The following is a 26,248-nucleotide window of genomic DNA, read 5'->3' as shown; positions in this document are numbered from 1 at the left end:
GGAGCGCCGATGCGTGACAGCACGTGTGCGCGGAGGCGGGCGCGAGGACGAGTCGGTGTCACACCTTTGACGTCGGCGCGGTCATACATCCGGCCGACGAATAAGGAGGAGAGGATGACCTACGTCATCGCGCAGCCCTGTGTGGCCGTCAAGGACCGGGCCTGTGTGACGGAGTGCCCGGTGGACTGCATCTACGAGGGGGAGCGCACCCTCTGCATCAACCCCTGAGGGCCCGTCCGAGGACCGAGCCCGGCCGGAGGCCCGTCCGTGCGAGGCGGCTCCGCCGGTGACGGTCACGGTGGTCGCGTATAGGGGTGCCCGTGCGGTCCTTGCGCGTGGACAGGTCGGGCAGCGGGATCCGCTCGGTCACAGGATGGATCCGGCGTGGTCGTGGCGTGGCGTGGTCGTGCGGTACGTGCCGTACGTGCCCTGCGTGGGGTCGGTGGACATCCGGGCTCCGGACGGGCCGGGTGCGTTGCGACCGGTTGACCGGCGAGTACCCGCTCGTGTGACATCCGCCCCCGCGCGGCCCGGCGGGGTTCAGGCCGCCAGGGACGCCACGTACGGTGCCAGCTTGGCCGGGTTCATCATCCACATGAGGCGTTCGATGCCGTCCGCGGAGACGTCCACGGACAGCAGGGCCACGGCGGCGCCCGAGGCGGAGACGAGGACGGCCGGCCGACCGTTGGCCTCGGTCCACCGCACCTGCGCCTGCGGCCAGAAACGCGGCGCGAACGCCACGAGGTACCGGGACACGTGGATGCGGCCGACGACCGGGATCTTCGAGGCGCCGCGCGTCCCGCCGCCGTCGGAGTAGCTGACGACATCGGTGGCGAGGACCTCTTCGAGCCCCGCCAGGTTCCCGGTGCGCGCGGCGTCCAGGAACACTTCGAGGAGGCGCCGGTGGTGGGCGGCGCTCACACGTTCCTTGCGCTGCGCGGTGAGGTGTCTGCGGGCGCGGCTCACGAGCTGACGTGTGTTGGCCTCGGTGGTCTCCAGGATCTCCGCGATCCTGCGGTAGGGGTACTCGAACGCCTCGCGCAGCACATAGGCGGCCCGCTCGACCGGGTTGAGCTTCTCCAGCAGCAGGAGGACCGCCAGGTCCAGAGCCTCGGCCCGCTCCGCCCCGACCTGCGGATCCACCGCGGTGTTGACCGGTTCGGGCAGCCACGGGCCGACGTAGGTCTCACGCCGTACGCGGGCGGACTGGGCGAAGTTGATCGCGAGGCGGGTGGTGATCGTGGTCAGGTACGCGGAGGGTTCGATGACATCCGCACGGTCGACCTTCCGCCAGCGCAGCCACACGTCCTGGACGATGTCCTCGGCCTCGGCGGCGCTGCCGAGCACGCGGTAGACGATTCCGAACAACTGGGGGCGGACGGCGAGGAAATCCGCCGTCGCCTGGTCGACAAGGTCTCCATCGCCACCACCACGCATGGTCGCCCCTTCCGGCGTGATCGCCCCCATGCTACAAACCGGCGCCGGGGGCGGCGGCCCCGGCCGTTCCTGCCTCGTGTCACACATCGGCGCAGTGCCCGGTCAACCCGGTGAAGGCAGCGACACGAACCGTCGAACGGGCGGCGAGACGCGAAGGAGCACGACAGTGCCGGACAACCACGCAGGACACACGCACACGGCGCCCGCGGCGGGTGTGCGACAGGCCGAGGAGCTCGAACTCGCCCGGCTCCTCGTCCTGGAGAGACTCACCCCCACCGAGCGCGCCGTCTACATCCTGCGCGAAGCCTTTGAGTACACGTATGCCGACATCGCCGACATGCTGCAACTCAGCGTCGTCAACACTCGCAAGATCGCCAGCCGGGCACGCAAACATCTCCTGGCGCAACAGCGGGGGAACGTGGACGCCCTGGGACACCGACACCTCCTGGAGGTGTTCGTGGCTGCGGCCCAGACGGGGGACGTGGCTTCGGTGGAGTCGCTGCTGGTGCCGGAGGGTGCGGCGAACTGAGTCGAGCGGACCCGGGCCGCTTCGAGGGCGGCCCCGTGGTCGCCCACCACGGGCTGCGCGCCGCGATGTTCCCCGTGCTGCTGCTGCTCCTCTTGCTGCTCGCCGCCGCGCTGTCCCCGGCCACGGCCGTGGCGGCGGTCAAGGCACCGGCAGCCGCACCGCGAACACCGTCGACCCGGGCCGGCTCGTGAGGGTCAGCGTGCCGCCGTGGGCGTGGGTGAGGGAGCGGGCGACCGAGAGGCCGAGCCCGCTGCCGCCGCGCTCACGGGTGCGGGCCTTGTCGACGCGGTAGAAGCGGTCGAAGACCTTCGCCCGGTCGGCGGGCGGGATGCCGGGCCCCGCGTCCTCGATCCGCACCACCGCCGTGGACCGCTCCCGTACGACCTCCACGGACACACGTGTGCCGGCGGGTGTGTGCACGGCCGCGTTGGCGAGCAGGTTGTCGAGCACTTGGCGGACGCGGTCCGCGTCGACACGCAGCCGCAGCGGGGCCGTGCGCGGCGGAACCGTCACCGTGAGCGGCCGGCCGGGATGCCCGGCCCGGAACGCGGCTGCCGCCTCCTCGACGAGCTCCACGAGGTCCGCGTCCCGCAGCCGGAGCGGCGCGTCCATGTCGGCCTCGTCGAGACGCGCGAGCAGCAGCAGATCGTCGAGGAGCACCCCCATGCGGGCGGCCTCGGCGCGCAGCCGCGCCAGGTGTCTGTCGCGCTCCTCGGGCGCGTTGGCCGCGGCGTACTGGAAGAGGTCCGCGTAACCCCGTACGGACATCAGCGGGGTCCGCAGTTCGTGCGAGGCGTCGGCGACGAAGCGGCGCAGACGCTGTTCGGCCTCCGCACGGACCGCGAGGGAGTCGTCGATGTGCTCCAGCATCGTGTTGAACGCGGCGCGCAACTCCTCGACCTCGGGGCCGCCGCCCCGCTTGTCGGCGCGGATCGACAGCCGGGCCGCGGACTCGGTCAGGTCGTGCGAGGCGATACCGTGCGCGGTGTGCGCCATGTCGCTGAGCGGGTTCAGCCCCCGGCGCAGCATGCGGCGGCCGAACTCCACGAGCGCGGCGAGCGCCAGCGCGAAGGCGACGACCTGGACCCCGATCAGCCGCCGCAACGTGTCGTCGATGTCATGCGTCGGCGCCGCGCTGACCAGGACCACGCCGGGCTCCACGGCGCAGGCCCGCAGCCGGTACTCGCCGTTGCCGTCGAGGTGCGCGGTGCGCAGCACCTCCGTGCGGTCGGAGATCTGCCGCTCGGCGAGGGAGGTGAGCGGCGCGATGTCGTGGGGCAGGTCGCCGCGCTCCTCGGGGGAGCGCAGCTCGGCGGTGCGGCCCGACACGTCGTAGACGGCGTAGTACCAGCGGTAGTACTTCTTGCCCTGGAGCGTGCCGTTCGCCGCGATGCTCTTGGACTGAGCGACCTGGGCGAGCCCGAGCTGGTCGTCGAGCTGATGCGTCAGATAGTCCCGCATGTACGTGGTCAGGGCGGTGCCGACGACGGCGAACACGAGCAGGGCGAGGGCGCCGAGGCCGAGCGCGAGCCGGGTGCCGAGCCGCAGCCGGCGATACGCGTGGCGCACCCTGTCGAGCAGGCCTCGCACGTGCCGTTCGCGTCTCACTCGCTCGCCTGCCGTATGACATAGCCGAAGCCGCGCACCGTCTGGATCAGCGGCGCCCCGCTGTCGTCGTCGTCCAGCTTGCGGCGCAGGCGGCTGACGACCAGCTCCACGACGTTCGAGCGCCCGCCGAAGCCGTACTCCCACACATGGTCGAGGATCTGCGCCTTCGTCATGACGGTCGGCGACTTGCGCATCAGGAAACGCAGTACTTCGTACTCGGTGGGGGTGAGGGTGAGGGACCGCTCGCCGTGGCGCACCTCGTGGGTGTCCTCGTCCATCGACAGCTGGCCGATCCGCAGCACGGACCGCTGGAAGTTCGGCCCGGCGCTGCGCCGCAGGACGGTGCGCAGGCGCGCCATCAGCTCCTCCACCGCGAACGGTTTGACCAGGTAGTCGTCGCCGCCCCTGGTCAGCCCCGCGACCCGGTCGGCGACGCCGTCCCGCGCGGTGAGGAAGACGACCGGCACCATCGTGCCCGCGGCGCGCAACCGGTCCAGGACGCCGAAACCGTCCACCCCCGGCAGCATCAGGTCGAGCACCACGATGTCCGGGCGGAACTCGCCGGCCAGCGTCAGCGCCTCCTCGCCGGAGTTCGCGGTGACGGCGTCCCAGCCCTCGTAGCGGGCGACGGTCGCGACGAGATCGGCGATCGGGGGGTCGTCGTCGACGACCAGGAGGCGCACTTTTTCCACCCGTTCATAGTGCGTCATACCGCAGGTCGGACCGTATGCCCCGGCTCACACAGCGGACTCATTGATATGGAGTTGTCAGCAGTCCGACAGGTTCCCGACAGCTTCCCCGGGCCAAGCTCGAAAACGCCCCGGCCGACAAAGCCCGCCGTCCCCCACCAACGACCCCGCCGTCCCCCACCAACGACCCCGCCGTCCCCCACCGAGGAGCTGCCGTCCCGTGACGACCGTCCAGTCACTCTCCGCGCCGCCCACGGCGATACGCCCCAGAGTGGTGGCCCGCACGGGCCTTTACGCGGTGCTCGCCGCCAACGCCGCCGTCGTCGCCTGGTTCTTCGCCCAGGCGGGCTTCGCCTCCAACGCGCTCATCGTCATCGGCCGCCTCACCGGCCTCTACAGCGCGCTGATCATGGCGTTCCAGCTGGTCCTCGTGGCCCGGCTGCCCTGGCTCGACCGCCGCATCGGCATGGACCGCCTCACCGGCTGGCACCGCTGGACCGGCTTCGCCCTGCTGTGGTCGCTGCTCGCCCACGTCGTCTTCATCAGCTTCGGTTACGCCGACGGCGCCGGCGTCGGCCCCGTCACCGAACTCGTGGACCTCGCCGAGACGACGGAAGGCGTCCTGCGCGCGGTCGTCGCCCTCGGCCTCATCCTCGTCATCGGCGCGGTCTCCGCCCGCTGGGCCCGCCGCCGTCTCGCCTACGAGACCTGGCACTTCATCCACCTGTACACCTATGTCGCCGTGGTGCTCGCCTTCACCCACCAGGTCGCGGTCGGTACGACCTTCACCTCGTCGTCCGCCGCGACCGCGTACTGGTACGCGCTGTGGGGTGTGGCCCTCGGCGCGGTCCTCGTCGGCCGCGTCGTCCTGCCGCTGTGGCGCAACCAGCGCCACCAGTTCCGGGTCTCGGCCGTCGTCCCCGAGTCGGACAACGTCGTCTCCGTCCACGTCACCGGCCGCGACCTCGACCAACTGCCCGCCCAGGCCGGGCAGTTCTTCCTGTGGCGGTTCCTGACCAGGGGCCGCTGGTGGCAGGCCAACCCGTTCTCGCTCTCCGCCGCCCCCGACGGCCGCGGCCTGCGCCTGACCGCCAAGGCGGTGGGCGAGGGCAGCGCGAACCTGCGACACCTGAAGCCCGGCACACGTGTCTTCGCCGAAGGGCCCTACGGTGCCTTCACCGCCCTGCACCGGACGCGGAGCGAGTCGCTGCTCATCGCGGGCGGCGTCGGCGTCACCCCGATCCGCGCGCTCCTGGAGGACCTCGACGGCCACACCGTCGTCATCTACCGGGTCGCCGCCGAGCGCGACGCCGTCCTCCACGACGAGCTGCGCGACCTCGCCCTCGCCAAGGGCGCCGAGCTGCACCTGGTAACGGGCCCGCCCGTGCCCGACCGCCTCGCGCCGCGCGAACTGGCCCGCCTCGTACCGGACCTCGCCGACCGGGACGTCTTCCTGTGCGGGCCGCCGCCGATGATGCACGCCGTGCTGCGCACACTCGGCGATCTCGGCGTGCCCAAGCAGCAGATCCACTTCGAGCGCTTCAGCCTGGCCGGCTGACGAGGACGAGGAAGAGGACGAGGAAGAGGACGAGGAAGAGGACGAGGAAGCAGACGTGAAACGAAATATCCCCCGCGCCATACCCGTCGTCGCCTTCAGCATCGTCGGTCTGGTAGCCGTCTGGCGCTACGAGCCCTCCGTCGGCGGCGGGGCGGCGACGGTCGCGGAGCCCGCCGCCCCGGCACCCTCGGCGTCGTCCTCACAAGGGACTTCGCAAGGGACTTCGCAAGGGACTTCGCAAGGGACCTCACAGGGGACGTCGGAGGGGACGTCGCAGGGATCCTCACAGACCGTCGTCACCGGGTCGGCCATCACCACCGAAAAGGGCTCGGTCCAGGTTCAGGTCACCTTCGACGGCGACAAGATCGCCGCCGTGAAGCTGCTCCAGCAGCCCAACCATCCCCAGACGACCGCCGCCGTGCCGAAGCTGGTCGCCCAGACCCTCGAGGTGCAGAGCGCCGACGTCGACACGGTCACCGGCGCGACGATCACCAGCGACGCCTACGCGGAGTCCCTGCAGGCGGCGCTCGACGCGAAGGGCGCCTGACGTGCGACGCGTCGAGCACGTCATGGGCTTCCCGGTCTCGCTGCGGATCGACGACGCGGACGTACCGGAGGAGACCGCGGACGCCGTGGAGGCCGGTGGTGCCAGGGAGGCCACGGAGGCCGCGGACGCCGTCTTCGCGTGGCTGCGGGAGGTCGACGAACGGTTCAGCCCCTTCAAGCCCGGCAGCGAGGTGTCGCGCCACGGCCGCGGCGAACTGGCACCCCACGAGCTGAGCGAGGACCTCACGGAGGTGCTCGACCTGTGCGAGCGCTACCGGACCGCCACGGGCGGCGCGTTCGACGCCCGTCTGCCGGGGCGCGGCTTCGACCCGTGCGCGGTGGTCAAGGGCTGGTCGGTGCAGCGCGCCGCACAGTCGTTGCGCGCGGCGGGTGTGCGGCGGTTCTGCCTCAACGCCGGGGGCGACGTCGTCGTCTCCGGCGGGCCCTGGCGTGCGGGCGTACGCCACCCGGAACAGGCCGGCGAACTGTGCGCCGTACTCGACCTGTCCGACAACGCGGTCGCGACCTCCGCCCGCTACGAGCGCGGTGACCACATCATCGACGGCCGCACCGGCCGCCCGGCCGTGGGCCTGCTGAGCATGACGGTCGTGGCCCCCACCCTGACCGAGGCGGACGCGGTCGCCACCGCGGCGTTCGCGCTGGGCGCCGAGGGTGTCGAATGGGCGGCGGCCCTGCCGGGGTGCGAGGTGTTCGCCGTGGACGCCGCGGGAGGGGTGCTGCGGACGGCCGGCTTCCCGCTTCACGCAAGAAGCTGACAGGGCGACGCAATTCCAAGTTCTCTCCGCTGGAAATCTCTTACGGACACCTTGTGGCGGTGCGCCAAGGCGCCCTACTGTCACGGCACTTGCGCAGCGCGTCCGTACGAGAGCCCCGCGAGCTCTGGGAGCCCCGAGAGCTCTGAGAGCACCGAGAGCTCTCAAGAGCGTCGAGAGAAACGAGAACCGGATGTCGTGGTACTTCCCCCGCGCGGCCGTGGCCCTGACGGCCACCACGGCCGCGCTCGCCCTCGCCATGGCCCAGCCGGCTCTCGCCACCGGCCGCACCACCCCGGCGCCCACCCCCGTGACCCGCGCCGCGCTCGCCCCCGCCCTGGTGGAAGGGCGCGGCGCCGACGTCCCCTTCGTCGAGCAGGAGGCGGAGAGCGCCCGTACGAACGGCACCGTCATCGGCCCGGACCGCACCGCGTACACGCTGCCCTCGGAGGCCTCGGGCCGCACCGCGGTGAAGCTGAGACCGGGCCAGTACGTCGAGTTCACCCTGGCGCGCGCCGCCAACGCGCTCACCGTGCGCTACAGCATCCCCGACAGCCCCGGCGGCGGAGGCATCACGGCCCCGCTGGGCCTGACGGTCGACGGCAGACGTCAGGCGCCGGTGACGCTGACCTCGCAGTACGCGTGGCTCTACAACCAGTACCCCTTCAGCAACGACCCGCAGGGCGACCTCCTGCACCCCGACTGGTGGATCACCGAGTGCGGCTGCGTACCGTCGGCGACGACGCCCGCCCCGGTCGTCGACAAGCCGTTCCGCCCGAGCCACTTCTACGACGAGAAACGTGTGAAGCTGAGCCGGACCTACCGGGCCGGTGACACCGTGCGCCTGAGCGCACCCGTCGGTACCAAGGCCGCGTGGACGGTCATCGACCTGCTCGACTCGGAGCTGGTCGGGGCCCCGCACCTCGAGACGCGCGCCGCCAACGTCCTTGTGTACGGCGCCGACCCGACCGGCCGTCGCGACTCCGCCGTCGCGATCGAGCGGGCCATCGCCGAGGCGAAGCGCCGGCACCTGAAGGTGTATCTGCCACCGGGCACGTATCAGGTCAACCGGCGCATCGTCGTCGACGACGTGACGATCGTCGGCGCGGGCAACTGGTACACGACCGTCAAGGGCCACCAGGTCACCCTCGACGCACCCGCGCCGGACGGATCGGTGCACACAGGTGTCGGTTTCTACGGCAAGAGCGCCGCCGACGGAGGCAGTCGCAACGTCCGCCTGTCCGGCTTCGCCATCGAGGGCGACGTGCGCGAACGCATCGACACCGACCAGGTCAACGCCGTCGGCGGCGCGATGAGCGACTCCACGATCGACGGTCTCTACCTGCATCACACCAAGGTCGGCCTCTGGTTCGACGGCCCCATGAGCAACGTGCGGGTGACACGGAACATCATCGCCGACCAGATCGCCGACGGCCTCAACTTCCACACCGGTGTGACCGACTCCCTGGTCGCGCACAACTTCCTGCGCAACACCGGCGACGACGCGCTCGCCATGTGGTCCGAGAAACAGCAGAACACGCGCAACACGTTCGTCCGCAACACGATCCAGACCCCGGTCCTCGCCAACGGCATCGCGCTGTACGGCGGCGCCGACAACACGGTCTCCGGCAACCTGATCGCCGACCCGGTCCGCGAGGGCAGCGCCCTGCACATCGGGGCGCGGTTCGGCGCGGAGCCGTTCACCGGGCAGCTCCGGATCACCGACAACACCACCGTGCGCGCGGGGACGTACGAGCTGAACTGGAAGATCGGGCTCGGCGCGATCTGGTTCTACGCTCTGGACAAGGACATCGGCGCCGACGTCCGGGTCACCGGTGACCGCTACCTCGACAACACTTACAACGCCATCATGCTGGTATCCGACTACGCGGTGAAGGACCAGTACTCGATCGACAACGTCCACTTCGAGGACGTCAGGGTCGACGGCACCGGTACCTCCGTGCTCAGCGCCCGCGCGGCGGGTTCGGCCTCGTTCGAGAACGTCGATGCGCGTAATGTCGGGGCCGTGGGCGTCAACAACTGCGGGGCGTTCAACTTCCCGGCGACCGGCTCCGAGTTCACCGTCGAGGACCGCGGCGGCAACGACGGCGGCGGTACGGCCGGCCCCTGGCTCGCCGCCTGGGAGCTGCCGAACACGATCACCTGCGACGACCGCCCGCCGGTGGTCCCGCCGCCCGCGCCCGGCACATGGTGAGCCCATAGGTGTGTGTCCGCATCGCCCGGTAGGGTGAGCCGACTTGGTCACATGTCGGACACATGAATAAGCGGCGAAAAATTGAGATCAACGGTTACGCGTGAGCTTTCGCGAAGACGCGGCAGCGGCGGGGCCGACGCACGGCGTCGGCTCCGTACCCTGCTGTGGAGCACGGCGGGGGTCGTGACGCTCGGTTTCCTCATCATCCTGGAGATCGTCGCGCGCCGCTACGGCGAGTCCGGCCCCTTCACCCTCGGGGCACGGGAGTTGATCTTCGCCCCCGCCTCGGGGCCCCTCCTCTACGTCAGCATGGCGCTGATGATGGTCGTCCTGACCTGGCGGCAGCGCTTCGTCGCCTTCGGTGCCGCGGTCGGCATCGACATCGTCTTCTGGCTCGTACGGTGGGGCGTCGACGCCAAAATGATGTTCGGCAACGGGGCGCTCATCGTCACCCTCGCCTTCGGCGTCATCGCCCTGACCCGCCGCAAGGGCGACGAACGCACCCTGCTGCTCAAGGGCGTCGGCCTCGCCCTGCTCCTCCTCGCGGGCCGCAAGACCGGCGACACCTGGCTGATGATCACGTGGAAGACCCGGCCCACGGTGCTCGACCCGTACGTGGCCGTCGCCGACCACGCGCTCGGCGAACCCTCCTGGCTGGTCGGCCGCCTCGTCGAGGCCACGGGCTCCGTCGGCGCGCACGTCCTCGACTGGGTCTACGTCCAGCTCGCGGCCTGCGCGGTCGTCGTCGCCCTGTACCAACTGCGTCATGTGGCGGCAGCGCGCCGCTTCCCGCGCCACCACCTGCTGCGCACCTTCCTCGTCATAGGCCTGCTCGGCCCCGGCATCTACATGATCTTCCCGGTCGTCGGGCCGGTCTACGCCTACGGCACCGAGGGCGGCATCTGGGCGGCGGCCAATCTGTGGCCGCACACGCTCCCGGCGGTCACCGCGCCGCACCCCATACCGTTCGACGACATCACCCCGCGCAACTGCATGCCCAGCCTGCACACCGCCTGGTCCACCGCGATCTTCCTCCACTCCCGCAGGGGCCCGTTGCTGCTGCGGTGCGTCGGAGCGTTCTGGCTGGTCGCCACGCTCGCCGCGACGCTCGGGTTCGGCTACCACTACGGCGCGGACATCCTGGCCGGAGTCGTCTTCACGCTCACCATCGAGACGGCCCTGCGCACCTTCGACCGCGCCCGCAGACGCGACGGGACCGTGCTGGTGGCCTATGGCGCCACGGTCTTCACGGCGCTGCTCCTCGCCTATCGCTACCTGCCGATGACGATGGCCGGACACCCTTGTCTCTTCGGGCCGCTGATGATCCTGTCGATGCTCTCGGTCATCCTCGGCTACATGTGGCTCACCCGCCGCTGGAGACAGGAGGACGCGCAGACCGCGAAGGACGCGAAGGACGCGGAGAACGCGGAGAACGCGGAGAACGCGGAGAACGCGGAGAACGCGGAGAACGCGGAGAACGCGGAGAACGCTGAGGACATGAAGGCCGCTCCGCTGACGGCCCGCCTGCCCCCACCGCGCAACGCGCCGAGTCCGAGCCCCGCCCCCGACCCGCTCCAGGACACGGCCCCGGACGACCCGACGGGCCCGAGGCAACCAGCCGGGCTGGTCTAGGCGCGTCGTACGGCCCCGGCGACGAGGTCATGGATCAGGAACTCGCCGGGGCGCCGGTTCTCCTTGAGCCGGTCCAGGTCGCCGGGGCCGAACCAGCCGTACGCCGTGTGCTTGCCCCGCTCCAGGACGGGGCGGGCCGGATCCCCGTAGATCTCGACAAGGAAGTCGGCCTCGTGCCGCAGCCCGGCACCGTCGTCCCCGAGCCAGGTACTCGTGCCGAGGAGACGGCACACACGGCGCAACCGCCAGCCGGTCTCCTCCGCGATCTCGCGGGCGAGCGCCTGCAGCAGCGTCTCGCCGGCCTCGACGTGGCCGCCCACGATGTCCCAGGTGTCGGGGAAGAGGCGGCGGTGCGGGCCGCGCTTCTGGGCGAACGCTCTGCCCTCTTCGTCCAGGATGACGGCGCCGACCGTCCACACCTCTCCCGGGGCGGGGACAGGTGTCTCGACGGCGGCATCCACGGTGAAGGACCGGTCGTGTGCGGGCATGGTCGACACCTTAGGCCGGGGCCGGGGGCTTTCTGAACTCGGGTCGAACAGCGGAAGATGACCAGGTCACGTCGGGTCGGAGAACCGCGGAACACCTGATCCGAGGCGCAACGGTCCGGGCGTCACGGCTGTCCCACGAGGTGCCCCGCATCACCGTGCACCGTGAGAAAGCCGAAAAGCCCGTGACCCAAGCACTCCTGCTGCCCGGACAGCGCCCGCCGAGACCGGGACCGGCGAGCCACCCGCCGGGCGCGGGCGCGGGCCGGCGCGCGGACATCCAAGGGCTGCGGGCCGTCGCCGTCACGCTGGTCGTGCTGTCGCACGCCGGGGTGCGCCGGTTCAGCGGCGGCTACGTGGGCGTCGACGTCTTCTTCGTCATCTCCGGCTTCCTCATCACCTCCCTGCTCGCCCGCGAACTGCACCGCACAGGCCGCATCTCCGTACCCCGCTTCTACGCCCGCCGTGCCCTGCGCCTGCTCCCCGCCGCGACACTCGTCGCGGTGGTGACGCTGGCCGGGGCGTACCTCTTCCTCTCGAAGGCGCGCTTCGCGGCGTACGTGGGCGACGCGACGGCCGGCGCCCTGTACGCGGTCAACATCCGGCTCGCCGTGTCCGGGACCGACTACCTCCGGGCGACCGACCCGCCCTCGCCCTTCCAGCATTTCTGGTCCCTCGCCGTCGAGGAGCAGTTCTACGTGGTGTGGCCACTGGTCCTCGTGGCGGCGTACCTGCTCGCGAGGCGGCGCCGCCGAGCCGGTCGGACGGCCCTGTCGTCGACGACGGTGGTGACGGCCGGCCTCGCCGCGCTCCTCCTCGCGCTCTCGTTCGCCCTGAGCGTCCGCACGACACCCGGCTCCCCGTCCTGGGCCTACTTCGGCTCGCACACGCGCGCGTGGGAGCCGGCCGCCGGAGCGCTGCTCGCCCTCTGCGCCCACCGCCTGCGCTCCATGCCGCCGCTCCTCGCGGGGGCGCTGTCCTGGACCGGACTCGCGGCCATCGTCGGCGCGGCGCTCACCTTCGACGACGCCACACCGTTCCCGGGGTACGCGGCCCTCGCCCCCGTCGCGGGCACGGCGCTCCTCCTCGCGGGCGGCTGCGCCCCGAGCCCGTACGGCGCCGAACTCCTGCTGCGACGGGGGCCATTGACCTGGGTCGGTGGCCTCTCCTACGGCTGGTACCTGTGGCACTGGCCGCTGCTCGTGATCCTGCCCTTCGCCCTGGACCGGCCGACGGCGGGCGTGCGCGCCCGGCTCGCCATGGCGGCCTGCGCCCTGCTCCTCGCCTGGCTGACACTGCGGTGGGTCGAGAACCCCGTACGGTTCGGCGCCGTGTTCCGTGACCGTGCGAGCCGGGCGCTCGGCCTCGGCGCCGCACTCACGACCGGGACCGTCGCCTTCGCACTGCTCGCCGCGCTCTTCCCGCCGGCGATCGACTCGGGCCGCCCCGCGCCCCGACTGGCCGAGGCCCTCGACCGGGCGCCGGACGCGCGGGCACGCCTGTCCCAGTTGCTCGCCGCCGACAACGACGTCATACCGAGCAACCTCTCGCCCGGCCTCACCGGGATCAAGGCGGTGCGTTCCGCGGTGTACCGGGACGGCTGCCACGTCGGCCCGGGCTCGGTCAGCGTGCCGTCCTGCGTCTACGGCGACGCCGCCTCCGCCACCACGGTGGTGCTCTTCGGGGACTCGCACGCGGCCCAGTGGTTCCCGGCGCTCGAACGCCTCGCGCGCGAACGCCACTGGCGCCTGATCTCCCTGACGAAGGCCTCGTGCAAGGTCGCCGACGTCACCACGGTCAGCGACGGCAAGCCGTACACCGCGTGCGACACCTGGCGCGCGAAGGCGCTCGCCCGCATCGCGCGGCTGCGGCCCGCCCTTGTCATCGCCTCCTCCTCCGCGGCGGGTGACCTCGCGCATCCGGAGGCCGGGGGAGCGGCTCGGCAGTGGACGGCCGGTTTCACCCGCACGTACCGGGCGCTCCGCGCGAGCGGGGCCGAGGTGGCGGCGCTCCTCGACACCCCCTGGCCCGGCGCGGACGCGGTCGACTGCGCGGGGACGCACCCGCTGGACCTGCGACGGTGCGCGGTGAGCCCGGGGCGCGCGGCGAAGGACCCGCACCGGGCCGCGGCCGTCCGCGCCGCGGCGACCGTGACCGGCGCCGATGCTGTCGATCCCGGCCGCTGGCTGTGCGCGCCCCGGGTGTGCCCGGTCCTGGTGGCCGACACGCTCGTCTACCGCGACGACGGCCACATGGCGGAGGCCTACGCGCGAGCCCTGGCCCCGGTCCTCGGCGCCGAACTCACCCGCACCATGCGGTAGCGGCCCGTCTCAGCCGAGCCGTTCGACCGCGTCGAGCACCTGCCGCGCACCGTCCTCCTCCGCGAGGCGCCCGGCGACGTCCCGGGCGCGGCCGCGCAGGGCGGGTTCCCGCACTGCTTTGGCGATCGCGTCGCCCAGCCGGCTCGCGCTGAGCCGCTGGTGGCGCACCGGCCGCGGGGCCACCCCGAGGGCGTGCAGCCGGGCGGCCCAGAAGTGCTGGTCGAGCTGGACGGGGACGGGCACGGCGGGGACACCGGCGCGCAGAGCGGCGGCGGTGGTCCCCGCACCGGCGTGGTGGACGGCGGCGGCGGTCCGGGGGAGCAGCCAGGCGTGCGGTACTTCCCGCACCGTGATCACGTCGTCGCTCTCGACGTGCAGGCCGCTCCAGCCCGCCTGGACGACGCCGCGCACCTTCGCCCGCCGCATGGCCGCGCCGATCAGGCCGCTCAACCGATCCGCGTCGGCGGTGACGAAGCTGCCGAACCCGGCGAAGACGGGCGGCGGGCCCGAGGTGAGGAAGTCGACGAGCCGCGGTTCGGGCCGCCAGTCCGGCGGGACCGCGGGCCACCAGTACCCGCAGACGCTGTGCCCTTCGGGCCAGTCGTGCGGGCGCGGCACGACGTGCGCGCTGAAGCCGTGCAGCACCTGGCGCCCCGGCGGCTGCCGCACCGGTCGCCCGAACTGCCGTACGGGCAGGCCGAGTTCGCGGCGCAGATCGCGTACGGCCGGGGCGAAGATCCGGTCGGTCCCGGTCCGCAGGGCGTGGCCGCCGAGCAGGTTGCCGTACGGGCCGAGGGAGCGGGTGCCGGTGAGGACGGGGGCGAAGGCCGTGGTGGGCCGGATCGGCTGCAGGTAGACACCCAGGGCAGGGATGCGCAGGGCCTCGCCGAGCGCCGCGCACAGGGGGTCGGTGACGGTGGAGCTGAGCAGCACGTCGGCGCCCTCCCGCACGGCGTCGCGGACCCCGGCGGCCAGGCTCGGCATGAACGCCCGCGCCATCCGGATCAGCCGCGTCAGCTGCACGGCGGGGGTGACCGCCCGGGCCACCCCCTGACCGCCCGCGGACGCCAGTTCGCTGCGCGGGTCCACGGGCAGGGCTCGGAAGCCGAGCCCGTGCGCGGCCACCGCGGACCGGAACCGTTCATGCGTCGCGAGCGCCACCTCGTGGCCCGCGGCGCGCAGCCGCACCCCCATACCGGTATAGGGGGCGACGTCGCCCCAGCTCCCCGCCGTCACGATCAGTACGCGCATGGGAGCAGCATGTCAGCCCCGCGGGCCCGTTCCGGTGTGCGCGGCCGGACGCCGCCGTCGTCGGGCGGGCGGCGGCGTCGAAGTCGGGTGCGGCGCCGGGCGCGTCGCCGGTGCGGGCCGGCCGGCGGGAACACCCGAGAATGCCGTTGCGTCATGTCGCGGTAGCCGTGCGCCGTACGCCGCGTGAACGGGGAGCGGCCCTATTGACGCGCGTAGCGCGGGCGCGGCAGTCTCAGGGGTTCCGCACCTCGCCCCACGCCCCGGGAGGCACTGTGTTTGGACGGCATCTTCGCGCCCTGCTCACGCTTGTCATGCTCGCCTCATTGACGGTCCTCGGTACCGCCGCCACGACGGGCACCGCCCACGCCGACGGCTGTTACACCTGGAACCGCGCCCTCAGCCAGGGCGCAAGCGGCGAAGACGTGCGCCAGTTGCAGATCAGAGTCGCCGGATACCCCGGATACGGCGAAGTCGTCGCCGTCGACGGCCAGTTCGGCCCCGCCACCAAGGCCGCGGTCACCCGCTTCCAGCAGGCGTACGGCCTGTCGGCGGACGGGGTCGCGGGCACGAACACCTTCAACAAGCTCTACGCGCTCCAGGACAACGACTGCACCCCGGTCCACTTCGCCTACGCCGAGATGAACCGCTGCAACTCCGACTGGTCCGGCGGCGCCGTCTCCGCCGCCTCCGCGAAGGCCAACGCGCTGCAGCAGATGTGGAAACTGGAGGCCCTGCGCCACGCCCTCGGCGACCGCCCGCTGACCACCAGCAGCGGCTTCCGCTCCACCGCTTGCAACAACGCGGTCGGCGGAGCCGCCAACAGCAACCACCTCTACGGCCGCGGCATCGACCTCGTCGGCTCCCCGTCGTTCTGCGAGATCGTCAAGCAGGCCCGCAGCCACGGCTTCAACGAGATCCTCGGCCCGGGCTACCCCGGCCACAGCGACCACGCCCACCTCGGCACCCAGAGCTCGCGCTATTGGTCGGCGTCCAACTGCGGTATCTGAGAACGCACTTCGGGACGGCGCCTCGCTCACGTCCGGCCACGGTGAGCCGCGCCGTGCGGACCCACCGGTCGCGGGGGTCGGGCTCGACGGTGACTAGGCCGTCGCTCTCCAGCGCGCGCGGCAGTCGGCTCACGTAGCCGGAGCCGAGGCCCAGGCGGTCCCGCAGGCTGCGTACGTCGACGACGGGAGCGACGTTCTCGCCGCCGAGTTCCCGGAGCAGGCGGGCCTGTCCGTAGGGGCGTACGCCGCCGAGGTACTGGTCGTGCGGTACTCCGACGCGTTCGGCGACGGTCCGGTCGAAGCGTCGTACCTGACCCATCTGCTCGCTGTCCGTTCCCTGACTGGAGTCAGGGAACGGACATCCTCGCACCGCTCGACGCCCGCCGGCGCTCCCGGCTGACCTCTGCCATGGCGGAGGTGGAGCGCCTGCTGACCGCCTTCAACAACAAGCCGTACGCCCACCCCTGGTTCGAGAAGGACCTCGGGGCGGCGGACGCTACAGCGCGTCCCCGAACGCCTCGGCCAGAGCGCGCCACTGCGCTCGGGGCAGCCCGGGACCGTCCTCGTCGGACGTGAGCACCTGCAGCGCGACATGGCCGGCACCGGCGTCGAAGTACTCCTGCGCCCGCGCCCGCACCCGGTCGGCGTCGCCCAGCGCGAAGAGAGCGTCGAGCAGCCGGACGCTGCCGCCGTCCTCGAAGTCGCTCTCGGAGAACCCGAGGCGCAGCAGATTGTCCGTGTAGTTGGGCAGCCGCAGATACATGCTCAGCATGGTGCGCGCGGTGGTCCGGGCCCGGTCGAGATCGGTGTCCACCACCACGGACAGCTCGGGGGCGAGCAGCGCGTCCGGCCCGAGCTCCTCGCGCGCCTGCGCCGTGTGCTCGGCCGTGACCAGATACGGGTGGGCGCCCACGGCGCGGTCGGCGGCGAGCCGCAGCATCTTGGGGCCCAGCGCCGCAAGGACGCGGCGGGAGCCCGGCACGGGCGGCACGGCGGCGTCGAGCGCGTCGAGGTACTCCACCATCGTGCTGTAGGGCTTGGTGTACCCCTTCACCACCGGGCCGTGGCTGACGCCGAGGCCGAGGACGAAACGCTCGCGGTCCTCCGCGGGCACCGCCGCGATCCGTGCCGCGACCTCCTGCGCCGTGTGGTCCCAGATGCTCAGGATGCCGGTGGCCACGGTGACCGTGCGGGTGGCGGCGAGCGCGGCCGCGGCGTCGTCGGGGGAGGGGCTCCCGCCGAGCCAGACCGTGCCGTAGCCCAGCGCCTCGAGTTCGGCGAGCGCTTCCGCGATGCCTGTGCGTTCTTCCGGGGTGCCCGCCCGCTGCGCGCTGAGAGCGCTGCTCCAGATGCCGATCCGCCCGAATGCCGTGTGCGCGTGTGAGGTCATGGTGTGATCAACCTTGCCCCGCCCCGGCTATTCCCGCCACCCGGAGGACTTCCGGCATGTGAGGGCCTGTGTGGCGGGGGCGGGCGGCGACCCCTGGACACCACCCGACAGGTGCCGCCCGCCCGAACCACTGGCAGACCCGCGAACGGGGGGCGTGACGCAGGCCTGCTCACCACCCGGGTGCCCCTTGCGCAGCGGTACACACGTCCCGCTTCTGACGAGGTGTCGTGTGACCGTCGTACCGTCCGGTCGTTTGAAGGGTGACCGCACCACCCACCCTTTGACGCGGGAGCTCCGACGATGCCGACCCTTCGCCCCGGCCGACCGATCCTTCGTACGCGGATAGCCGCCGAGCGGGCGGAATCCGCTCTCGTCGGGCAGTACACCGGCCTCGTACGCCTGGCCTATCTGACGTTCCCGGCCGCCCTGTCGCGTCACCGCCGGGTGCTCGTGGCCCACGCGGCGGCCCAACGGGCCCTGCCCGGCGCACGGAAGGCTCGGGTGCCGGGTCCTCGCACGTCGGGCGACGGACCCGAGGCCGCCGCGGACGCGCTACGGGTACGGGTGCTGCGGGCCGCTCTCACCGCCGCGCACCGGCCGACGGGGTGGCCCGGCGTACTGCCACCGCCGCGCGCCCTGCTGCCGCGCCTGCCCGTGGTGTGGGGGCTGCGGCTGTTCCCGCGGGCCGGGGGCGGAGAGGAGATCGCGCTCGGCCGGGCCCTCGCCGACGCCTCCGCACCCGCCAGGGCGGCGTTCGTGCTGCGCGCGATGGACGGCTTCTCCGACGAGCACACCGAGGCGCTTCTCGGCGCCGCCGGGGTCCCGGAACCGGGCGCGGCGGTGCGGGAGGCCGCAAGCCTGGACGCGCAGGCGGGCCCGGCCGCGGGCGCGCTGCTGCGCTCGCACGAGTTCGACGCCTGCCTGGTGCAGACCCGGCCGACGGACCTGGTGCGCCGCGCCCGCCGCAGAAAGGCGGCCTGGGGGATCGGCGTCGTGGCCGCCGCCCTCGCGGCCGCGGCGCTCACCGTCCCCGGCGACGCCCCCGTACCGCACGCACCGGGCCGGTCCTCGGCGGCGGCGCGCGGTGCACTGGATCCGGACCGGCTGGCGCGGATTGGGGCGGACACGTGGGCGGACACCTCGCGGGTCGACTTCACGGCGTGGCCCGTACGAGGCGACAGGGCGGACGACCGGCCCCTGCTGGAACGGGCGCTGAGCGCATGGGACACGCCCGCCGTCTCCGACGCGGACGCCGTACGGGTCACGGCGACGCCGTACACCCCGGTCGACGCCCCGCCGCGCGCACCGCAGTTGCTGTTCGCGGGCGACGTCGACGGGGACACCGTGGTCCTCCTCGGCGACGGCGACCGGCTCGCCCGCTACACCGACGCGCGGGGCGACGCGCGGGCGTCCCTCGCCCTGGCCCGCGTCGACGACGCCGACGTGACGACGGCCGCCGCGGTGGTCCTGACCCGCGCCGACGGATCCGCCCGCTACCTCACGGCGCCCTGGATCACCCGGGCGGCGACGCGCGACCTGCTGCGCCCCGACACCCCGGCCGAGAAGCTGCCCGTGTCGAAGGACGGCGTGACCGACGCCGTGCCCGTCGCCGCCGCGGGGGAGTGCGACCGCCGCCCGGTGCTCCAACTCCGTTCCTCCGCACGAATCGTTGAGCATCACACCTTCCTCGTCACCGACCTCGGCGGGCTCTCACCCACCCACCTCACCTACACGCCGCTGCCGGGCCACGGCACCCCGCCGCCGCGCCAGCCCCGCGAGGCCACCAGCGGCAAGGCCCTCCTCGCGTGGGCACGCACCGCCTGCCGGCTCGCGCCGTGGGACGGCGGCACCGTGCGCGCCGTGAACGCCTGGGACTTCGCCGAGCAGCAACTCCCCGACGGCGGCGGACGCGCGGTGTGGAGCTGCGCCCGCGCCTCCACCTGGCGCGGTCCGGGGGACGTCGCCCTGCTGCTGCGCCGACCCTCCTCGTCGGTCACCGAGCCCGCCGAACTCACCGGCCGGGCCCGGAACACGGCCGCGTGCAGCCGGTTTGGACAGCATGTGGTGGCGTCGACCCGCTGGAAGTCGCCGAAGGACCACTGGTACGTACTGGCCGCGGGCAGCCGCGCGGTGACCCGGATCGAGACGAGCGGAGCCGTCGACACCGCGCGCTCCGCCCGCACGCTGGCCGTACGGGCGCCCGAGCGGGGTGCGGTGCGGGTGACGGCGCGGCTGGACGACGGTGAACGGCTGACCGAGGTCGGCAAGGGCTGAGACGACGACAGGGGCCGCCCCTGTGGATGTCGATGAGCCGGGACGCGGGTGAGCGGGGTGTGACCTGACCGGAACGGGGCACTTCACGGGCCGGGCGCATGCCCTGCCGCTCGTGAAAGAAACGTAACCTTTGTGTGTTTGTAGGGGGGAGTTAAGAGCACATGGTGGCCAGGAGGTAATAACAATGGTTCCCCTGCTTCTGGTTCTTCTTCTGGCTCTGATCCTCTTCGGCGCGGGTTTCGCCCTGAAGGCGCTGTGGTGGATCGCGATCATCGTGCTCGTGGTGTGGCTGCTCGGCTTCGTGGTCCGGCCTGCGGCGAGTGGCGGCCGCAAGGGTCGCTGGTACCGATGGTGACCTACGTGTGAACACCTGAAAGAGGGTGAGCCCCAGCCGGCCCGGCTGGGGCTCACCCTTTCCGCTGTCCTCCAGAGTCTTCCAGCTGTCGAATTCCGCGGTCAGGAACGAGGTGGCGGCGCCAGTTCGGCGGTGATCGTCTTTCCGCCGGCACCGTGCCGCTCGACGGTGACCGAACGGGCCAGGCTCCGCACCATGAGCCAGCCGAAACCGCCGGGCACGGTGGGATCGTGGGGGAGCAGCAGCGGCTCTCGGTCGCTGCGGTCGCTGACCTGCACCACCAGCACATGTGCGTGGACGCAGGCGCTGAAGCGGGTGAGGCCGCCGCCGTGGCGCAGCGCGTTGGCCGCGAGCTCGCTGGCGATCAGCAGCGCGTCCTCGTGCAGCCGGCGCGTCTGGTGACGGGGGAGGCCCTCGCACAGGGGGAGCACGGCCGTACTGGTCTCGGCCCGCGCTTGTGAACAGGTCATGCGCTCCGTGAACGGCATGGCGGGAGCGCTCATGGCGGCAACCTCCTTCGTGCGTACATGCTTGCTCGACTTACTGCGTACTCGCTTGCCCGCCGACCGCGGGGGCACACGCCGACCGTCGGTGCGGGCGGGTCGTGTGCGCTTGCCGTACCTGTTCTGTGACGCCATCGGCACGCGTCGGCGACGTGCGCGGCGCTAGCGTCGGCCCATGATCGTATGGCTCAACGGGACGCACGGAGCGGGCAAGACGACCACGAGCGCGCTCGTGCAGCGGTTGCTGCCGGACTCGCGGGTGTTCGACGCCGAGAAGGTCGGCGAGACGCTCATGGACATCCGGCCGGGGCTGCCCGAGACGGACAACTTCCAGCACTGGCCGCCGTGGCGGACGCTGGTCGTCGAGACCGCGCGCCACGTCCTCGACTACACCGGCGGCACACTGGTGATGCCCATGACCGTCCTCGTCGAGGAGTACTGGCGCGAGATCGGCGCGGGCCTCGCCCGCCACGGCATCCCCGTACGGCACTTCGTCCTCCACGCGGACCAGGACACCCTGCGCGGGCGCATCGAGGGGGACACGGTCATGGGCCCCTCACCGTTCCGCCTGAAATACCTCGAGCCTTACGCCGAGGCGTCCCGCACATGGCTGCACGCCGAGGCGGAGGTCATCGACACGACGCACATCACTCCGGCGCAGGCGGCGGCGCGGATCGCGGAGTCGGTCAGGCGCTGAGGCGACGACGGACCGGGTTCGCCAGCAGTGACAGCTTGGCCCACTGCCGCCGCACCGCATGCGGTTGCCCGACGTCGTGGTAGGCGCGCGACTGCGTACGGATGCGCACCTCTTCGAGCTGTCCCCAGTCGTGCGTACCCGTGGCGGACTCCATGGGTGGCGATCACTCCGCCGCTCTGAGGTTCTTTCGCTGACTGGCGTTGAAGCGGGCCTTCTTCTGACGGTTGCCGCAGGTGTTCATGTCGCACCATCTGCGGGTGCGGCTCTGGCTGGTGTCGAAGAAGGCGGCCTGGCAGGTCGGTGAGGCGCACAGGGCCAGCTTTCCGTCCCGTTCGCCCGAGAGGATGTCGATCGCGTCGGCGGCGATCACGCTGAGGGCGTCCTCCACGCGGGATTCCGAGCCGAGCCGCCAGCGCCGCTCGCGCCCGGGCGTCAGAGTGGCCGCGGCCCGGCCTTGCGCGCTGCAGTCGTTGATGACCTGGACCGCGGATGCGGGGAGAGCGTCCTGGAGCGCGGCCGCGGTCGCGGCGGCGTGGATCGACTCCCTCAGCTCCCGGGCGCGATCCAGCTGCGCCGCGGTGCAGGAGTCCACGGCGAGGCCGTACACCGCCAGCCAGTCGACAAGCCGTCGCGGGACGGGGATGCGCTCCACGGACACGCCGTGACGCTCCGTCAGCGTCGCCGTGAAGCTGGTCGCCAGCACCTTGCCGAGACGGAACTCGGGGAACTCAGCACGCATGGAACCACCTTAGACGGTTGCGGTACGGCCGCGCCGCTTGCTAGAACCGTCTTAGCCGGTTCCACGATGGCCAGGAGGTCCCATGCCCCGCCCGACGACCAGCGACGTTCAAGCTTTCGAAGCCCACGCGACCGACGCCGACCTCGACGACCTGCGCGCCCGCCTGGCCGCGGCGCGCCTGCCGGAGCCCGCGACGGTCCATGGCGCCGCGCCCGGTCCTGGCCGGTGGGGCCAGGGTGTTCCGCTCACCGACCTCGTCGATGTCCTCACCTACTGGCGTACCGAGTACGACTGGCGGTCGTTCGAGACACGGCTCGACCGGATCGGCCAGTTCCGTACGACCATCGACGGCCTGGGGATCCACTTCCTGCACCGCCGGTCCGCCCGCGCGGACGCCACTCCGCTGCTTCTGACGCACGGCTGGCCGGGCAGCATCGCCGAGTTCGTCGACGTAGTGGACGACGTGGCGGATCCGGAGCGTGCGGACGCGCCGGCGTTCCACGTCGTGGTCCCGTCGCTGCCCGGCTTCGGGTTCAGCGACAAGCCGGCCGCCACCGGATGGGGGACCGAGAAGATCGCCGCCGCATGGGTGGAGCTGATGGGAAGGCTCGGCTACGACAAGTTCCTCGCGCACGGCGGTGACTGGGGAGGGAACATCACCACGGTCCTGGGCGGCAGGCACCCGGCGCACGTGCTCGGCATCCACTCGACGTTCGCGGAGGCGCCGCCCGGACTCTCGACGGACGGGCTGACGGCGGCCGAACGCACCTGGACCGAGGAGACCCGCCACTTCTGGCGCCACAGCGCGGCATACGCGAAGCAGCAGGCGACAAAGCCACAGACCATCGGCTACTCGCTCGTCGACTCACCGGTCGGGCTGCTCGCCTGGATCCTCGACAAGTTCGCCGAGTGGTCGGACACCGAGGACAGCCCGTTCGAGACGATCTCCCTGGACCGCGTCCTCGACGACGTCACCCTGTACTGGCTGACGCGTACCGGCGCGTCCGCCGCCCGCATCTACTACGAGAGCCACAACTCCCTGGACCCCGACCTCCGCGTCGACGTCCCGTCGGCCATCACCATGTACCCCCGCGACATCGAGAAGTGCCCGCGCCCGTGGGCGCGGGAGCGTTACCGGCGGCTCGTCCGATGGACGGAACCCGAGAGCGGGGGACACTTTCCGTCCCTGGAGGTCCCCGAGTTCTTCGTCAACGATCTGCGGGAGGGGTTGGCGGCGGTACTCGCGGCCCAGCGGTGACGGTGGCGGCGGCAAGGGCGACCCCCGCACCCGCGACGACATCACCTGCGGCATCCACGGCCCATGCGGCGTGCACGGCGTACCCGTGGGCCGCGGCGACGAGGAACAGGGCTCCGGCGCCGCTGACACCCCACGCGATCCGGGCCATGTCCGTCCCACCTCCCCCGTCGCGACCGACCGGCGGAGTCCAGCCATGGGCGCCCGTGCCGAGAGTCCGCGGGAGCAGCGGTTCGTCCCGGATCTGTCACACCCTTCAGAGTCGCCCGCGGCCTGCGCATAGGGTGGTGCCGGTAAGTCCGTCACCATGGAAGGTCTGTGATGCCCGAGCTGCCCTCGGACCCCGCCGTCGCACAGTTCGGCCCCCAGGGGCTGCGCCGTATCAGCGTGCCCGCCTCGTACGGGACCGTGCCCGCCTCGGCCCGTACCCACCTCGCGCAGGTCGGTGTGCCGCTGCACGTCGGCCCGTACTTCATCGCGGCGGACGACACCGACGGGATCACCCTCGGGATGTTCACCGGCCACCGCGGGGTCACGCTGCAGGGCGACTGGGCGGAGTGGGTGCGCATCGGCACCGACCGCCTGGCGCATCTGTGCGTCCGCACCGACGGTTCCGTGCAGGCCCTGTTCCTCGGCCGCGGTGAGCCCGCCTTGTTCGTGAACTCCGACATCGCCGCCTTCACGCACTGCGCCGCGGTCCTGGACCGCGCCCTCCCGGTGATCGCCGCGTCCGACGGGCTGCAGTCCGCCGCGGAGGCGTTCGCCGCGATGGTCCAGGAGATCCGGCAGATCGACCCGGAGGCCGTGGCCGACCGGGAGAACTGGTGGCCGCGGGTGCTCGACGACGTGCGGCACGCCCTCAACTTCCCCTTCTCGTCGGCGTTCGAGTTCGTGAACAAGGAGGGCGCGAAGCAGATCGTCACCGCCCAGGCCGGTCCCGGCCGACTGCACCCCGAGGAGCAGCTGTGGCAGCAGCTCTCCTCCGCCGGTGTGGAGCCCGAGCAGGTCCTCCGCGTCTACTGCGAGCTCGAACCGTGCATGATGCCCGGCCACTACTGCGCGGCCTGGCTGGAGGCGGTGCTCCCGGACGCCGAGTTCACGCACAGCTTCGACTACGGGGACACCGCGGACTCCCGCGAGGAGGGGCTCAAGGAGCTCATCACGCACGCCGCCCAGCAGGACCAGCGGTGACGCGTCCCGGGACAGCCGAAGGAACCATGGAGGTGGACGCATGAGCGCCGAACCCGCCCTGCCGTGGTCCCGGCCCGCCTCCGGGCGCGAGCCCGCCGCGGCCGCCCTGCTCGCCTGGCTCGGCGACCCGGACGCCCCGGGCCTCGCCGTGGTCACCGGCTCCGAGAACTGCGGGAAGTCGCAGCTGCTCGCCTGGCTGATCGGGCACGGCACCCGGCCCGGCACCGTCAGCGAGCGCCGCGTCCACGGCTTCGTACCGCTGCCCGGCCAGACGGTGACCACCACCGCCTGGATGCTCGGCGAACAGTTGTCGATCGCCGCCGGTTCCCCGGGCGCGCTCCTCGCCGGGCTCGCCGCCGATCCGCGCCGTACCGTCATCGCACTGCCCGAGCTGCACGCGGCCGAGCAGCCCGGCGCACTCGCCGAACTGGCCTTGGAACTGGCGGCGTTGGACCACGTCCGCGTGCTCGTCGAGGTCCGCTCCGATACGTCCTGGGAGCGGGAGCTCACCGCCGGGCCGTGCGCGCGGATGGACCTGGACGAGCCCCAGTGGACCGACGAGGGGCGCCGCGCGTCCTGGGAGGCCGACCACCCGGACCGGCCCGCGCAGCAGGACCCCGAGCCGGCGGAGCCGCTCGACCTGGACGACCCGGCGTCGGTCTGCGCCGCCGACCCCTGGGCCGTGACCACCGCTTATGAGCGCTCCGAGGAGAGCCACGGCGGGCTGCGCGCCGCCTGGCTGCGGGCCGGAGCCTCCCTGACCCGCGAGCAGCCGCCCGCCGAGCGGGCCCTGGTCCTGCTCGCCGCGCTCGGCGACGCGGGGGACCCGCGCCTGCCCGCCGCGCTCAGCTCCCTGGCGCAGGACGCGCCCTGGTCGGTCGTCTGGCAGCGGGTGCGCGGCGACGTGACCCCGCCGTGGCCCGGCCCCGTCCGCTCCGTGGCGGTCGGCGGCGGTCCCCTGGCCGGACAGCTGGTCGTCGCCGACCACCAGGGCACCGTCCGCGTCCTCGACGCGGAGAGCGCCGCCGCCGTCGGCCGTCTCCCGCACTCCGCGCCCGGCGCCCGCGCCGTCGCGGAGCACGGCGACGGTCAGGTCACCGTCCTCGACGAGCACGGCCGACTGCACACCCAGCGCGCCGCCGAGGCCGCGAAACAGGGCGGGATCGCCGCCCTCCTGGAGGACGGCCCCTCCCCGCAGGACCAACTCCTCGACGCCGTACGGGACTACACGGAGCGTCAGCGGGAGTCGGTCACCGCCCTGACCGGTGGCGCCGGGGGCCGCGTGGTGCTCGGTGACGCCGCCGGGACCGTGCATGTGGTGGCCGTCGGCGCCGAGCCGCGCACCGCCGCTCTGCACCGGGGGCGCGTCACCGCGGTCGCCGGGACAGACCTGCCCGTCTCCGCCGAGGGCGACACCGTCCTCCTGCTGTACACGGGCGGCGCCGACGGCACCGTACGCGCGTGGGCTCCGCACACGGACCCCATGCCGGAGCCGCTGGCCTCCCGCGACTGCGCCGTCGTGGCGGTGGCGGTGACGACGGTGGACGGCGGGCCGGTCCTCGCGATCGCCTGGGCCGACGGCCTCGTGGAGCACCGGGTCCTGGAGGACGACCGGCTGCGCACCTTCCGCCCCGGCAGCCAGGCCAACGCCCTCGCCTTCGCGGCGGAGGGGGACCTGATGGTGGGGACGGACGAGGCGCTCGTGCGGTTGCGGCAGCGCTGACAACTCCGCTGACTTTGCCGTCAGATGGGACTCTCGTCACAGAACTGTTGTGCGGCGGGGCTCCCTTGTG

At 72.5% G+C, this 26,248-nt stretch carries 23 protein-coding genes and 2 pseudogenes; 15 read left to right on the top strand and 10 right to left on the bottom strand.

The window, feature by feature from the left end; all coding sequences use genetic code 11:
* Nucleotides 1-114: 114 nt before the first annotated feature.
* Nucleotides 115-225, top strand: a pseudogene (locus ACH4RC_RS27510) (ferredoxin family protein); the annotation flags it as partial.
* 315 nt (nucleotides 226-540) lie between these two features.
* Here ACH4RC_RS27510 and ACH4RC_RS27505 read toward each other — a convergent pair.
* Entirely contained in the window at nucleotides 541-1,437 is an 897-nt protein-coding gene (locus ACH4RC_RS27505; RefSeq protein ID WP_398205693.1) for an RNA polymerase sigma-70 factor, read from the bottom strand.
* A 166-nt stretch (nucleotides 1,438-1,603) separates the two neighbouring features.
* Between ACH4RC_RS27505 and ACH4RC_RS27500 the strand changes: the two genes are divergently transcribed.
* Complete coding sequence (locus ACH4RC_RS27500; protein WP_398205692.1) at nucleotides 1,604-1,966, top strand: sigma factor-like helix-turn-helix DNA-binding protein; 363 nt, start codon at nucleotides 1,604-1,606, stop codon at nucleotides 1,964-1,966.
* Between the two features lie 138 nt (nucleotides 1,967-2,104).
* Here ACH4RC_RS27500 and ACH4RC_RS27495 read toward each other — a convergent pair whose 3' ends face one another.
* Both ACH4RC_RS27495 and ACH4RC_RS27490 read right to left on the bottom strand, forming a co-directional pair.
* Complete coding sequence (locus ACH4RC_RS27495) at nucleotides 2,105-3,535, bottom strand: sensor histidine kinase (RefSeq protein WP_398205690.1); 1,431 nt, start codon at nucleotides 3,533-3,535, stop codon at nucleotides 2,105-2,107.
* A 35-nt stretch (nucleotides 3,536-3,570) separates the two neighbouring features.
* Nucleotides 3,571-4,284, bottom strand: a complete 714-nt coding sequence (locus ACH4RC_RS27490) for a response regulator transcription factor (RefSeq protein WP_398205689.1) — start codon at nucleotides 4,282-4,284, stop codon at nucleotides 3,571-3,573.
* A 199-nt stretch (nucleotides 4,285-4,483) separates the two neighbouring features.
* Between ACH4RC_RS27490 and ACH4RC_RS27485 the strand changes: the two genes are divergently transcribed.
* The 5 genes from ACH4RC_RS27485 (at nucleotide 4,484) to ACH4RC_RS27465 (ending at nucleotide 10,987) form a co-directional block, all read left to right on the top strand.
* Nucleotides 4,484-5,821 (top strand): ferric reductase-like transmembrane domain-containing protein, encoded by a 1,338-nt coding sequence (locus ACH4RC_RS27485; RefSeq protein WP_398205687.1) that lies wholly within the window; start codon nucleotides 4,484-4,486, stop codon nucleotides 5,819-5,821.
* 67 nt (nucleotides 5,822-5,888) lie between these two features.
* A complete protein-coding gene (locus ACH4RC_RS27480) occupies nucleotides 5,889-6,368 on the top strand; it encodes an FMN-binding protein (protein WP_398205785.1) in 480 nt (159 codons plus the stop codon).
* 1 nt (nucleotide 6,369) lies between these two features.
* The gene (locus tag ACH4RC_RS27475; RefSeq protein WP_398205686.1) at nucleotides 6,370-7,143 is read left to right on the top strand and encodes an FAD:protein FMN transferase; all 774 of its coding nucleotides are present in this window, start codon (nucleotides 6,370-6,372) and stop codon (nucleotides 7,141-7,143) included.
* Nucleotides 7,144-7,399: 256 nt separating this feature from the next.
* Nucleotides 7,400-9,355: a glycosyl hydrolase family 28-related protein gene (locus tag ACH4RC_RS27470; protein WP_398205784.1), complete on the top strand. Its 1,956-nt coding sequence runs from the start codon at nucleotides 7,400-7,402 to the stop codon at nucleotides 9,353-9,355.
* A 159-nt stretch (nucleotides 9,356-9,514) separates the two neighbouring features.
* On the top strand, nucleotides 9,515-10,987 hold the full coding sequence (locus ACH4RC_RS27465) for a phosphatase PAP2 family protein (protein WP_398205783.1): 1,473 nt from the start codon (nucleotides 9,515-9,517) through the stop codon (nucleotides 10,985-10,987).
* On the opposite strand, the gene ACH4RC_RS27460 is transcribed toward ACH4RC_RS27465, so the two are convergent.
* Nucleotides 10,984-11,475 (bottom strand): NUDIX hydrolase, encoded by a 492-nt coding sequence (locus ACH4RC_RS27460; RefSeq protein WP_398205685.1) that lies wholly within the window; start codon nucleotides 11,473-11,475, stop codon nucleotides 10,984-10,986. The two genes, ACH4RC_RS27465 and ACH4RC_RS27460, sit on opposite strands and share 4 nt — an antisense overlap.
* 182 nt (nucleotides 11,476-11,657) lie before the next feature.
* Between ACH4RC_RS27460 and ACH4RC_RS27455 the strand changes: the two genes are divergently transcribed.
* Entirely contained in the window at nucleotides 11,658-13,793 is a 2,136-nt protein-coding gene (locus ACH4RC_RS27455) for an acyltransferase family protein (RefSeq protein ID WP_398205683.1), read from the top strand.
* 9 nt (nucleotides 13,794-13,802) lie between these two features.
* Here ACH4RC_RS27455 and ACH4RC_RS27450 read toward each other — a convergent pair whose 3' ends face one another.
* Complete coding sequence (locus tag ACH4RC_RS27450) at nucleotides 13,803-15,044, bottom strand: glycosyltransferase (protein WP_398205681.1); 1,242 nt, start codon at nucleotides 15,042-15,044, stop codon at nucleotides 13,803-13,805.
* A gap of 311 nt (nucleotides 15,045-15,355) precedes the next feature.
* Here ACH4RC_RS27450 and ACH4RC_RS27445 point away from each other — a divergent pair, with 311 nt between their 5' ends.
* The gene (locus ACH4RC_RS27445) at nucleotides 15,356-16,051 is read left to right on the top strand and encodes a D-Ala-D-Ala carboxypeptidase family metallohydrolase (RefSeq protein ID WP_398205679.1); all 696 of its coding nucleotides are present in this window, start codon (nucleotides 15,356-15,358) and stop codon (nucleotides 16,049-16,051) included.
* 16 nt (nucleotides 16,052-16,067) lie between these two features.
* Here the strand turns inward: ACH4RC_RS27445 and ACH4RC_RS27440 are convergent.
* Nucleotides 16,068-16,370: pseudogene (locus ACH4RC_RS27440) on the bottom strand (MarR family transcriptional regulator); the annotation flags it as partial.
* A 177-nt stretch (nucleotides 16,371-16,547) separates the two neighbouring features.
* A complete protein-coding gene (locus ACH4RC_RS27435; protein WP_398205677.1) occupies nucleotides 16,548-17,441 on the bottom strand; it encodes a TIGR03620 family F420-dependent LLM class oxidoreductase in 894 nt (297 codons plus the stop codon).
* A 300-nt stretch (nucleotides 17,442-17,741) separates the two neighbouring features.
* On the opposite strand from ACH4RC_RS27435, the gene ACH4RC_RS27430 reads away from it, so the two are divergent.
* Together ACH4RC_RS27430 and ACH4RC_RS27425 are read left to right on the top strand one after the other, a co-directional pair.
* Nucleotides 17,742-19,715, top strand: coding sequence for a hypothetical protein (locus tag ACH4RC_RS27430; RefSeq protein ID WP_398205676.1), 1,974 nt, complete (start codon nucleotides 17,742-17,744; stop codon nucleotides 19,713-19,715).
* A 184-nt stretch (nucleotides 19,716-19,899) separates the two neighbouring features.
* On the top strand, nucleotides 19,900-20,070 hold the full coding sequence (locus ACH4RC_RS27425) for a hydrophobic protein (protein ID WP_398205674.1): 171 nt from the start codon (nucleotides 19,900-19,902) through the stop codon (nucleotides 20,068-20,070).
* 101 nt (nucleotides 20,071-20,171) lie between these two features.
* Here ACH4RC_RS27425 and ACH4RC_RS27420 read toward each other — a convergent pair whose 3' ends face one another.
* Entirely contained in the window at nucleotides 20,172-20,573 is a 402-nt protein-coding gene (locus ACH4RC_RS27420; protein WP_398205672.1) for an ATP-binding protein, read from the bottom strand.
* A gap of 175 nt (nucleotides 20,574-20,748) precedes the next feature.
* Between ACH4RC_RS27420 and ACH4RC_RS27415 the strand changes: the two genes are divergently transcribed.
* Entirely contained in the window at nucleotides 20,749-21,270 is a 522-nt protein-coding gene (locus tag ACH4RC_RS27415; RefSeq protein WP_398205670.1) for an AAA family ATPase, read from the top strand.
* Here ACH4RC_RS27415 and ACH4RC_RS27410 read toward each other — a convergent pair.
* A complete protein-coding gene (locus ACH4RC_RS27410; RefSeq protein WP_398205669.1) occupies nucleotides 21,260-21,424 on the bottom strand; it encodes a hypothetical protein in 165 nt (54 codons plus the stop codon). The two genes, ACH4RC_RS27415 and ACH4RC_RS27410, sit on opposite strands and share 11 nt — an antisense overlap.
* A gap of 9 nt (nucleotides 21,425-21,433) precedes the next feature.
* Nucleotides 21,434-22,009: a CGNR zinc finger domain-containing protein gene (locus tag ACH4RC_RS27405; protein WP_398205668.1), complete on the bottom strand. Its 576-nt coding sequence runs from the start codon at nucleotides 22,007-22,009 to the stop codon at nucleotides 21,434-21,436.
* A gap of 82 nt (nucleotides 22,010-22,091) precedes the next feature.
* Between ACH4RC_RS27405 and ACH4RC_RS27400 the strand changes: the two genes are divergently transcribed.
* From ACH4RC_RS27400 to ACH4RC_RS27390, 3 genes are all read left to right on the top strand, one after another.
* Nucleotides 22,092-23,267, top strand: a complete 1,176-nt coding sequence (locus tag ACH4RC_RS27400) for an epoxide hydrolase family protein (RefSeq protein ID WP_398205667.1) — start codon at nucleotides 22,092-22,094, stop codon at nucleotides 23,265-23,267.
* 318 nt (nucleotides 23,268-23,585) lie between these two features.
* Nucleotides 23,586-24,455: a nucleic acid/nucleotide deaminase domain-containing protein gene (locus ACH4RC_RS27395; protein ID WP_398205666.1), complete on the top strand. Its 870-nt coding sequence runs from the start codon at nucleotides 23,586-23,588 to the stop codon at nucleotides 24,453-24,455.
* Between the two features lie 40 nt (nucleotides 24,456-24,495).
* Nucleotides 24,496-26,178: a hypothetical protein gene (locus ACH4RC_RS27390; protein ID WP_398205664.1), complete on the top strand. Its 1,683-nt coding sequence runs from the start codon at nucleotides 24,496-24,498 to the stop codon at nucleotides 26,176-26,178.
* The last annotated feature ends 70 nt before the right edge of the window (nucleotides 26,179-26,248 follow it).

Origin of the sequence: Streptomyces sp. NPDC016845 (assembly GCF_044332585.1) — a bacterium.
Classification (GTDB): Bacteria; Actinomycetota; Actinomycetes; order Streptomycetales; family Streptomycetaceae; genus Streptomyces.
This window is presented reverse-complemented; position numbering and strand designations above follow the sequence as displayed.